Below are 11,185 nucleotides of genomic sequence, written 5' to 3'. Positions count from 1 at the left end.
ATGCAGCAATGGGCGATCGCATCTCGTGATTGGCTAACAGAAAACTATGGGTCAAAATGTGTGAGGGCTGAACTGCACCTGGATGAAAGTACCCCACATATCCACGCCTACATCGTGCCAGTGAACGAGAAAACCGGGAGAGTCAGTCATGACGCGATGTTCGGCGGCAGAGGTGGACAGGGAAGAATTAAGTTATCCAAACTCCAAGATAGTTATGCTGCTGCACTTGCTCCTTTGGGCATTGAACGCGGGGTCAAGGGCAGTAAGGCAACCCACACCAAAGTAAAGGAGTATTACCAAGCCGTTAACAGTGAACCACTCACCGCAGTCATTACAAATAACCAATTAGCGCCAACACCGTTTGAATCAGCTAGGAGTTATGTAGACAGGATTCAGTCTGATGAACAGTTCCAAGCGATTAACCACCAACTCGCTGACCGAAAGTTCCTGATAGAACGATTAGAACGGGCAGAGCAACGAGCTAGGGATAGCGAGAGGGAGCGACAGCAATTAGAAAAACGGGTGCGATCGTTAGAGGCTCAGACTCAACAACTGCGCGACTTGCCCTTGGAAGATGTGGCTTGGGAGTTGGGGCTACACAATAGCCAAGGAAAATGGAAGGGTCACGGACACATCATTAATATAGATGGGCCCAAATTCTACGACTTTGAACCCGAACAGCAGAAAGGCGGCTGTGGGGCGATTGACTTGGTGATACACGTTAACAATTGCAATCTACGGCAGGCGGTCGTCTGGTTGCATGAGCGATTTGGTGAAGCAGGGGCTATTGGAGCAGCGATAGCATTTAGTTATCAAGTGGCTGCTGAGATTATACAGTTAGAACCACGCGACAAATTCACGCTACCAGTTGAGGATAAAAGCAAGTGGACAGCAGTTCACAACTACCTGACCCAGAAACGGGGAATACCTGAAAACTTTGTAGAAGTTCTGCATAAGCGGAGGTTAGTTTACGCTGATGATCAGCAAAACGCTGTGTTCGTCATGCGGAATCTTAGCGAAAAACCCCTGCCTCAAGGTGCATTCCTGCGGGGGACACGGGGCGAGAACAACACTTTCAAAGGCTATGAGTTTGGGACTAAGCGGCGTGAGGGCTGGTTTTACTTTCACTTGGGCGGACAGCCAACAGATCCAGCAGAAAGGTTAGTGCTGTGTAAATCCCCCATTGATACCATCTCTTTTGCCATGCTGGAATATCTTGTCAAGGGCGACGTACCGCTCAAAAGAACGCTCTTCCTGGCAATAGATCGCCCTAATACTTTGCCTGTTGAGCAATTGCAGCATATTTTTAATGTACAGGTAGCATTTGACTCTTCCGAACTTGGAAATGCAGATGCACGGGCTATTAAACAATTGCTGCCACAGGCTAAAAAAAATAAATGTTTTGCGAGAGATTGGAATCAAGAACTGGTCAATCTCTCGCAGAAATTACAACAACATAATTCACAACAACGGCATCAAAATCAGGAAATGGAGCTTTAAACAATTCGTAATTCGTAATTATGTTTTGTGATTGTAAAGTGTCAGCATAAGCGTTGCGGTAGTGATAGCGCAGTGCCATTCACCCTACCCTTTAAATTAAAAAAAGTAAACCTGGAAATATATAACAAAGAGAAGTAAAAAATCAAGATACGAAAGTACTGATTATTTCCGTACCTTTATCGATTCCTTTGTGATTGGCAGATATGGGATAGTGATATCGTTCTGAGCCAGAAAACGATGGTAGAAGTTTGGCAGTTTTGGGAATTTGAGCATTTCTCGAACAATATAGTACGAGTGATAGATGCTCCAAGCGGATTAGAGTTGTTTGCGGTTGATGTATTCCAAATAATTGCTCCAGCCCTGAACGATGGAAAGGTAATATTAATAGATGCGAAGACAAATCAGCGACAAGTGATGATTAATCAAAAAATAGTCGTCGTTAATACTTTGAATGCCTTGGGGATTCATTCATTGACAGGTATAGTAAAAGCTGATGTGGTCAGGCAATTTATGCAATGGGTAAGGAGCCAAATAGTACCAATTTTTAGAAAACAGACAAATTTGGATATAGAAACTAACATTAAGCATATAACTTCAGGAATTATTTTTCCAAAGAGAGATTCTTTAATAAACTACCTATATTCAAAGGGGCAGAAGATATGGGAAGTAGAAATAGAAATTATTGAATTATATTTAAAATTGATTTATAAGAAAGTTCCCCTAGCTGCTAATTGTCCGGGAACTAGTAACTATCAAGAATTATCCTTCAGGCAGCAGTATTTAGAATTGGTAAAACTAGTCTTATCGGAAGTTACAAATTACGAAGAACTGTATAGTAGATTAGTAGCATTAGCTCCGAATTTATTAATAGCTCAAGAATTAGATTTCTCTATATATAAATTTTTAAAGTTAAATAGTAATTATGATTTGATGAAGATTATAGAGCAGGGTTTAATTCTTCAAACCTTCAAGCCAATTACGGATAATTTAGCAGATTTTAGCAAACAAAGATATTTAGAAATATTTTACTTTCAAATACTGGAATGTTTCTCAGGGGACTAAGGGGAGTATGGGAAATATAAATTCTTTTCCTCCCACGCCTTCTAACGGCAAGGTTTCATGTTATCAAGCGTGCCATTTATCTACCCCCTAAACCTATAGTTTTTGACCACTAATAATTATGAGGAGGAGAAAGAAAGTGACAGATAGTATCGAACTTATGAATAATGGTTCAGAAGACAAGGCGAAAGAAGGATCAATTGAGCAAATAACCAAAAAGAGATTAGTGATAGTAACTGGAGATAAGGGTGGTGTAGGTAAGTCTACTTTTGCAAGGGGACTAGTGCAAACATACTTGGATAAAGGACAAAGATTTATCGGCTTTGATGCTGATAGCTCCAATTCTCAATTATTAAGATTTTATGGTCAGCATTGCCATATAGAACCACTTGATATTTTTAAAACAGGCAATATAGATCAGTTCTTTGATGAAATGAAAACAAAAGCAAATCCCAAGCCAGTAGGAGATGGTGAAATAATACAGCCAGAATCTTTATTTTTACTAGAATTACCACCACAGTCCAGAAGAATATTGCGGAAATTTGTAGAAGAAATGACTTTCCTGGAAACAGCCGAAAAACATTACAATATCCGCGTGACTATGGTAGTAGTTATTAGCCGCGTTATCGATTCTATAAATCAACTAATAGATTTGCATAGCTTTTGTGGAAATCAAGTAGATTACATAGTAGTAAAGAATTTATTTTTTGGGGAGCCTGATGAATTTACAAGATACGAAAACTCTCCCGAAGTTGAGAAAATTAAGGAGCAACTAAAGTCGCAAAAAAGCCCATTTTCTGACATTAAAATGCCAGAACTAATAGAACGTAGTTATGATTACCTGGATGAAAATAGCATGACTTTTAGGCAAGGGATGGAGCAAACAGATTTACCTTCGGTTAAAGGTAGAGTCACAAGTTGGTTAAGAACTTTCAAAGAAGAGATTGAAGCAGTAAAAGAGTCGTTAGGTTTAAATAATGTTGAACTCTCCTAAGCGAATGATTATGACTGTAGGAGACTCTCGTGTAGGGAAGTCTACAGTTACGAAACTATTAATTGATTGGTTTCAAGTTCAAGGAAGAAAAATTCAGGTCTACGATCATGACAATCGTGAGAGATTAAAGGCTTATGAAAATTTAATGCCAATTGAAAGCTTAGACTTTTTTAATGGAGGTACGGATAAAATTTTGGATGATTTTACCAAAAATGAATTAGATATAATTATTGTTGATATGCCAGGGCAATATGTAGATAAGCTCTGTCAGTATATTGTGGGGTCGGATCTGTTCGATCTCTTAATTACATATCAATGGAAACTAACTTTTTTGCAACCAATTTCGCACAGAAGAGATTGTGTAGCTTACCTGAAAACTTTGGGAGAGTTTGCTACTGATAATGCTAACTATGTAGTAGTAAAAAATCAGCATTTTGATACGAGATTTGGAGAGTATCAGCAATCAATGCAGGATAAGTTACAAAGAATGGGTGGGACTGAGATATTTTTGCCAGCGTTACATCGTGACCATTACGAAAGATTGGAGAGAACGGGAAAACCTTACTCACTAGCTTGTAGAGATAAGTCAATTTATGTGGTTTACCGGACTTACATTTACTACTGGATTAAAAACTTTTACGATTCGATTTTAAATAATGATAAAGCAATTGAATATTTAGGGGTAAAAAATGAGAACAGAACAAATTTTACAAGGATATTCGGAAGCAGAACAACAACGCATAGCTCAAATATCCCATGAATTAGGAATAGCCGAAGATGACCCGATGTTTAAGTTGATGGCAACATTAGGCAGAAACGAAGAAACAATGATTGACCTGCAAGCGCGGATGGAGGCAATGGTAGAAGCTTGGGCAGTAATGATTGACCAGAAATTAGAATCGACTAGCAAAGCGGCTGTATCGATGCACTATACAGTAGTATCGAAAGCTGTACGTGATGAGATAAAACATGTAACACCATCAACCTTAAATAGCTCATTCAAAGGTTTGGGTTGGTGGAAACTTTGGTCTATACCAGGGATATGCACAGGAGTAATGGCGGTAGGAGCGCTTCTAGGTTCGTTGACAACTTGGAATGTTGTCTCAAATTTGGGTGGAACTCAGTCAGTTGTAGTGTCAGCCAATGAGATGAAGATTTTGCAGTGGGCAAAATCAAGCGAAGGAAAACAAATGTACCAGTTATTGTTGTCCAACCAATCAGCCGTAGCAGCCTGTCAACAAGAAAACCGATTACAAGGATATTGCTTGATTCAGCTTAAGAAAACCAAACCCAAAAAGTAGCTCAACTAACTCTAGAGGCTTCTGTTTCTAAATAGCCAAGTTCTCTAGCCATAATGATCGCGTTAACACGACCCCTAACTCCTAACTTGGAAAAAAGATGGCTGGTGTGTCCCTTAACTGTACTGACTGTAATAAAGAGTTTTTCGGCTATCTCTTTATTAGAAAAACCACGGGCAATTAAGTTGAGAATTTGGGCTTCTGTAGCTGTAAGGGTTTCTCTGTATCTTTTACCCTTAATTTTTGTGTTGCCAGAAGCGAAGTTTCTAAAAAATCTTTTAGCAATCTCTGGGTCAATGAAAGAACTATTTTGATGAGTAGTATTGATAGCGTGTTTAATTAATTGCAGATCCATCTTCTTAAGAATGTATGAATCAGCGCCATTTTGGAAGGCAGAATTTACTACATCTTGACTAGAGTGATAAGTGAGAACAATGACTTTACTATCCGTTCTCGTCTTAATGTTATAGATGAGATCCAAACCACTAATATCTGGCAAAGCAATATCGAGCAAAACAATATCAGGCTTAAGTTCTTCAACAAGCCTCATCCCTTCAGTTCCGTTATCAGCTTCCCCACACATTTCAAAGTCTTGCTCTTGATTAATAACTGATTTGATTCCGAGCCGACTTAGAGCTTCACTTTCAATAATTACTAATCGAATCATCTTGATTACTTCGATTACAGGAACATAAAACATTTATAACATATTTACTTAAGTAAATCTTGACTATAGTGCGATATTAAAAAAAGTTTAGAATTTAGGTAAAATCAAAGTAAAAGCTAAGAAGTTTTTGGAGATGATGAAATTATATTAAGTAGATTGTCTAAAACTAGAGAATTATCAGATGCGCTATTTATACGACCAAAAACTTTGGGATAAAATTGAATTGATGGTGGAATGGCTGATATTTATAGGTTTGATGATTGCGGCAACGCTCAGATTTAGTAGCAATCTAATGGAGGCGAGTTTTTACATAATGTTGGGAACAATAATTGCCCCCTTCTCAAGAATAGAGAAGCGGACAAAGCGTTATTTATTGATTGGTGGTTTTTTCTTGGGTAGATTGGCTGGTTATTTTAGCTAGTCAAAAATGGGTGTGGAAGGTGTGGGGGTGAAGTTTGGTTAAAGCTTGTGGTGAAATGCCAGTACCTTACATCTAAATAAGCAAGAGAACTCTGCGCTCGTTATAATCAAGCTCTTAGTGAATTAATCAAAATGATTACCCATCCATCTAGATGATTGGTTACTCGACTAACTCCCGACACCTCCCACAGTCCCCAAAGGGGCTTAGTCACCAAGCTCAGTGCTATTATCTTTATCAATATGATTAGGCTGAGATGTAAGCTGTTGTCTTGTTTGCTGTTTATCAAAGGCAATGAGTCGATTAGTCTCTGAGTATGAAAGGTTATTTTGTGTAATTTTAAACTCATTAGAGTCATCTTTATAGGCTGTAAAAGCTGTTTCGGGATTGCCAGTTTTTCTGTGAACACTGAGAAGTTGCATTCCTTCTTTAATAAACAGTTGCAATCTGTAGGCTATGCCTTCATAAATGCGTCCTTGTTCAGTATCCTTGCCCATTGTCATAACAGTTCTCATGACTGCTTTAATAAGAGATTTTTCAGCAATATCAATAGCTGGTGAGACATTGTTTTCTCTAAATTTATTTATATTGCTTTGTGCCTGACTCCCTGTTCGCTGCTCCTTTTCCTCTTTGCTGAACCTTTGACCTAAAGGTAGTTTTTGCACTCCCGATTCAAATATCTGTTGGAGGAATGTATTCTTCTTCTGGGCAATTAAGTTTTCAACTCTTGCTGAGTTATCTGGTTGAGATATAACAGATGACTGTTGGGTTACAGCAAATTTCTCTAAATACTCTGTGTAATATTTCTGTTTGAGATTTTGTCTGTAGTTTTCAATATTTTGAAGATTTTGAGATAAGGTTGTTCTCAGTTCTGACTGGAGATTTTCTCGCTCAGATGCATCCAATGTGGTGGTTGATTGTAATGACGGTGGATGTTTCTCCAGAAAGAGTGCTAGTCTGTAAGCCATCATGTTGTTAGAAATGCCACTGTCACGATTGATATTGCTGACTGTTTCTTGAAGTGAATTAGATGATTGGTTAGAATACATGGCTAATGTAGTTTACAGTTCATTTTCAGCAGAATTAGATTGAGCCTTATGATGTGGTTGTTGAGGTTTTTGGGAATGTACTTCAACTTTTGGGGTGTAGGTGTTATGAATGACTTCACTACGGGCAGACATCAAATCTTGGATAATTTCGTTTAGTGGGGGAAGGGAAATATCAGTTAATCCTTTGCGGCATTGCTCAACAACACTATGAATTAAAAGTTTATGGTAAAGTTCACGTTGCTCACCAAGGGTAAGTTTGCCAGTATGTTTAAGTTTCTCTTGTAATGGATAATTACCTTGCGCTGCGACTCCCGCCCATAAGCCAGTAGTTTCTAAATCTTGCCAAGGTTTAGCAATTAACGGGTGAACGGGCAAGAGAGTATTACGAATAGAGTTAGAAGAATCAGTAAGATGTTGTGAATCAGGTTGTTGATTTATTTGTTGTCGCAAATCATGAGTAATTTCGCTTAAAGGTGGAAGTACGAGATTGGTTCTTTGTTGTTGGCGAATTTCAGTCTGAGCTTGAACCTGAATTTTATGATAAAGTTCGCGTTGTTCGCCAATGGAGAGTTTGCCATTGGATTGAATCTTTAAACGAAATTCGGCATTTTCCTGTTTTGCGATATCAGCCCATCGATGATTATCTTCTAGCTCTTGCCAGTATTGACCAAGCAAAGGATGAAGGGGTAGAAGAATGCTCTCGATGTCAGATTTGCTTAATTGATGTTGAGAAGTAGATGTTTTTTTGATTGGTTTAGCTACTACTGTATTGGCTGGCTGCAAATTGATATCTTGAGAGTTGCTTGCTAGGTCAAACGTAGAGTCCGGGGAAAGAAAATTTTGCTCAACCTGTGCTGCTGCGTAAGGAACAGAATTACTTTTTTGTTGCCTATTTTCTAAGTCTTGCCAAAGTTTAGCAATTTTCGGGTGAATAGGCACTTCGATATCACGGGTAGCATGAGGATTGGCAGTTGCTTCCTTGGCAGGTTGTTGAATATCCAACTTTTGAGCAAGTAATCTGAGTTTAGCTATGTCTTGTTCAGTAACAGCAAGAGTCTTAAGTTGATGTGTCATACCTGAATCTGTTCTGCTGAATTCAAAGCTGGCAGCAACTCTTGTAACACCAGTATGTTCAGTTTTCAGAAGTTGCAGAGTAGATGTAGTATCACGTTGACTTTTCTGGTAAAGAATACGGTAATTGCCCAACTCCAAATCATCACAACCAGTCCTTTTTAGAGTTTGAGTGAGGATTTGCAAGATTTCAGAAGTTTTAAAGCTCTCTAAAATTGTGTGCGTACCATTAAGGGAGAGTGAACCAAGGGTATTAGCAATCTTCCTGGGGTCTTCATCGACTGAAGGTAGTTGTTTGCCACTTTTGAGATAATCAGCAACTAACAAAAACTCCTGCCTTTCGATTGGAAACATATCTTTGGATTGCTCAGACAGAGTGATAGCTCCCCATTTATCGGCGGAAAATTGCATTAGTGCCAAGGTTTCGTCAGCGCGGCGATGAATACTGTAATTATTGCCGGATTTTATGATAGTAAAAGCATCAGCCTGATAAACTAAATTACCATCTTTTTCAACACCATAATTCTTCACAAGGGCATAAGCTACAGAAGCAATTTCCTTATTTTCTCTAGCTTCTAAACGCTTTCTGAAAAAATTCTGCTGGTATTGTTTAACCTGTTCTCTTCTTGCCCAAGAATCAAAGGAGTCAACCGATACCTCCTTTAAAGGTAGAGAAGCGTTTTGAGCAGGAGCAACTTCTTCTTTACTTTCATCGGCAAGTGCTTCAGCATCTATTACTTGCCCTCCTATATTTTGGGATGAACTTTCTAGGGTTGTAATTAGGTCTGTTGGTTGTATGATTGACAACTTGGAACGAGTTTTTCCAAAAAGAGCAATTGTCTGTTCTTCTTCCACACTTTCTCTTGACGGACTTAGATTAACAGTGCCATCACCAAGTTGTTCATAAAGATGGATCTGTTCACCATTTTTCAGAAAGACTGTCAAGCGTAAATCGGGTGGCTGATTTTTCTTAATCCAATCATCCAAGGGGACAGATGCCATAAGTACTTGCTTACAGGCTTCTACCCCTTGTACAACAATCAAATCATCTACACCTTTTTCTGGCCCTGGTAATTCAACGACACTGACCTGAGCGCCAGCATCAGATAAAAGTTGACCAGTCCGGGATGTAGCGATATCAATATTGCGCTTAGTTTTATACCGAGTTTCATAGTCAAAGCAAATTTTAATGTCCCTGTTTGAGGTAGCAAAAACTGCTAATTCATCATGTAATACAGGCACAATTTGATTTCCCAGCCCATCTTTACTACGATAGCCAGCATAAATCCCTGGTAATCCAATTGCTGCTTCACCCTGGCTCAATAAGCTAGCGGCCTTCTTAGCTCCTTCAGTAAGTGTGACTGGAACATTGTGCTTCCACACACAGTACCAAAACCCACAGGTGCGATCGCTAATGCTTGGCTCAACTCCAGCCGATTCATAAATTTGTCGAGCGATATTCATCGGCACATCCAGTAAGAAGATGCTCAAGCCAGTCTTTGGGGGATGCTCATATTTGATAAACTTACCTGGATTATCGAGTTTTTCTCTCTTGTTATTAGGTTTGTAGCATCCCCAAAGTTTCTGGGTTGGCTTTTGTGATGGTTGGAGTGAAGCAAATGAGCGAGGATCTACACCAGCATTACACCACCAGCCGCCATCCTCAAGGTGAGAATATTGGTTGAGTATCCCAGTAGATAGTCGTCCAGTATTAATACGTTTTAGTTCTGGGCTGTACATGAGATATTCCCATGCTTCATGCTCAAATTCTATTGGGTCTAAATGTAAACTCTTAAAATTAAGCTCGACAATTTCTGGAGCGATCCCACTCCCCTCGACTAATTCTTGCCAGTGATTTGGATCTATATCTATGCGTGATGTCAGAAGAGGCAGGGGCACGGGAGAAGGAGGCTTTTGGCCCGGAGGGAAAAAACTTGTACAAATTTCTTCTTCACTTGTTTGCTCCTCCTCTTCTCTACTCCTCTGCTTCTGTGCCCCTCTGCTCTCTGCCTCCTGCCAAATTATTGAGTCAGCCTCTTGAGCGATTGGTATAGCCACCAATTCAACAGGTGTAGTAGAATTGGGCAAAAATGGAGGTCTATCAGAGGGTGGCAAAAGCGGAGGTGAATCACTCGGAGATAATTTAGGAGGTGTGCTAGAGCCAGGTAAAAGCGGATCTGTATTCTCTGGTGGTAAAAGTGGAATTTCACCAGAAGATGGTAAAAGCGGAGTTAAGAGTTCTGTTAATAATTCCTCAAATTCTTCAAACTCTGCTTGATTAAATTCCTCAGTTTGCGGGTCAATTTTCTGCCATTTCCAACCACCATTCTCATCAGGAGTCATCGCATAAGCTTCTTGACCAATTGACAATTTTAATCTCTTATTTATTTCATCATCAATTGCTAACCCTATCGAGTGCAATACAAATTTTAGATAAGGAGCTATCACTGCTCTGGCAAAGTATTCACTGCTTTTGGCATAAGCAGAACTCAATTGTAAATGTCGTTCATCAAACATAAGACTATTAGTTGAGAATTTTTAATCTTTATACCGATATTTTCATGCCACCTCTTGGCGATGAGTTCAGTTTTTCTTGATACCATTGAGATAAAGATTTTTGCACAGCCTGAGAACAGCATCTTTGGAGGATTTCATATTGTTTCCAATCAGCTCCCAAGCAGGCTAAATCAATAAGTTTACCTGACGGAGTAACGCGATTAAAGATAATATGTAAATGAAGACAATCAGGTGTAATTTCCAAATAGCTAATAAACTGTAAATCATTCCAACCAATACCATGAACATATTGATTTAAAATTTGTTGGCAAGATTCTTCTGTCAGAGGCTGATGAAGATTTTTTAAAGTAATTATGGTATAAATGCCAACTTTTTTAAGTTTTGGCCTTCGATAAGAGAGAGCTTGAAAACTGGCAATGATTTCGGAAGTCTCAGCATGAATATCTAAAAAGCTGACTGAGCAAGTCTTTCGATTCCATGCTATTTCTTCAAGGATACTAAAACTCTCAATAGCAGATTCTTCAATAATCATTCGCATAAGGAAAAGTTCTCAATGAAAGGGAAATAGGGAATAAGGAACTTTTAACTGGGGTAATGGAGACGAGGATTTAT

At 39.0% G+C, this 11,185-nt stretch carries 10 protein-coding genes; 6 read left to right on the top strand and 4 right to left on the bottom strand.

Going from position 1 to position 11,185, the window contains the following annotated elements; genetic code table 11:
- The 5 genes from H6G86_RS33670 to H6G86_RS33650 form a co-directional block, all read left to right on the top strand.
- The coding region (locus H6G86_RS33670; RefSeq protein ID WP_190937980.1) for a DUF3991 domain-containing protein at nucleotides 1-1,500 on the top strand (1,500 nt) is incomplete at its 5' end.
- A 237-nt stretch (nucleotides 1,501-1,737) separates the two neighbouring features.
- Entirely contained in the window at nucleotides 1,738-2,562 is an 825-nt protein-coding gene (locus tag H6G86_RS33665) for a hypothetical protein (protein WP_190937979.1), read from the top strand.
- A 136-nt stretch (nucleotides 2,563-2,698) separates the two neighbouring features.
- Nucleotides 2,699-3,553, top strand: a complete 855-nt coding sequence (locus tag H6G86_RS33660; RefSeq protein ID WP_190937978.1) for a nucleotide-binding protein — start codon at nucleotides 2,699-2,701, stop codon at nucleotides 3,551-3,553.
- Nucleotides 3,537-4,313, top strand: a complete 777-nt coding sequence (locus tag H6G86_RS33655; protein ID WP_190937977.1) for a P-loop NTPase family protein — start codon at nucleotides 3,537-3,539, stop codon at nucleotides 4,311-4,313. Before H6G86_RS33660 ends, H6G86_RS33655 begins: the two co-directional genes overlap by 17 nt.
- Nucleotides 4,243-4,854, top strand: a complete 612-nt coding sequence (locus tag H6G86_RS33650; RefSeq protein ID WP_190937976.1) for a DUF6753 family protein — start codon at nucleotides 4,243-4,245, stop codon at nucleotides 4,852-4,854. Before H6G86_RS33655 ends, H6G86_RS33650 begins: the two co-directional genes overlap by 71 nt.
- Before the next feature lies 1 nt (nucleotide 4,855).
- On the opposite strand, the gene H6G86_RS33645 is transcribed toward H6G86_RS33650, so the two are convergent.
- A complete protein-coding gene (locus H6G86_RS33645; protein WP_190937975.1) occupies nucleotides 4,856-5,518 on the bottom strand; it encodes a response regulator in 663 nt (220 codons plus the stop codon).
- Between the two features lie 181 nt (nucleotides 5,519-5,699).
- On the opposite strand from H6G86_RS33645, the gene H6G86_RS33640 reads away from it, so the two are divergent.
- Nucleotides 5,700-5,939, top strand: a complete 240-nt coding sequence (locus H6G86_RS33640; RefSeq protein WP_190937974.1) for a hypothetical protein — start codon at nucleotides 5,700-5,702, stop codon at nucleotides 5,937-5,939.
- Between the two features lie 203 nt (nucleotides 5,940-6,142).
- Here H6G86_RS33640 and H6G86_RS33635 read toward each other — a convergent pair whose 3' ends face one another.
- Genes H6G86_RS33635 through H6G86_RS33625 form a run of 3 tightly spaced genes read right to left on the bottom strand, consistent with a single transcriptional unit; the run spans nucleotide 6,143 to nucleotide 11,105 of the window.
- On the bottom strand, nucleotides 6,143-6,985 hold the full coding sequence (locus H6G86_RS33635; protein WP_190937973.1) for a hypothetical protein: 843 nt from the start codon (nucleotides 6,983-6,985) through the stop codon (nucleotides 6,143-6,145).
- A 12-nt stretch (nucleotides 6,986-6,997) separates the two neighbouring features.
- Nucleotides 6,998-10,573, bottom strand: a complete 3,576-nt coding sequence (locus tag H6G86_RS33630) for a DUF3854 domain-containing protein (RefSeq protein ID WP_190937972.1) — start codon at nucleotides 10,571-10,573, stop codon at nucleotides 6,998-7,000.
- A gap of 28 nt (nucleotides 10,574-10,601) precedes the next feature.
- Nucleotides 10,602-11,105 carry a relaxase/mobilization nuclease domain-containing protein gene (locus H6G86_RS33625; protein WP_206758457.1) on the bottom strand — a complete coding sequence of 168 codons (504 nt, stop codon included), beginning with the start codon at nucleotides 11,103-11,105 and terminating at the stop codon, nucleotides 10,602-10,604.
- Nucleotides 11,106-11,185: the final 80 nt, after the last annotated feature.

Source organism: Nostoc sp. FACHB-133 (genome assembly GCF_014698055.1).
In the GTDB taxonomy this organism is placed as follows: Bacteria; Cyanobacteriota; Cyanobacteriia; order Cyanobacteriales; family Nostocaceae; genus Nostoc.
The sequence above is the reverse complement of the archived record's forward strand: the minus strand, read 5'-3'. Positions and strand labels throughout refer to the sequence as shown.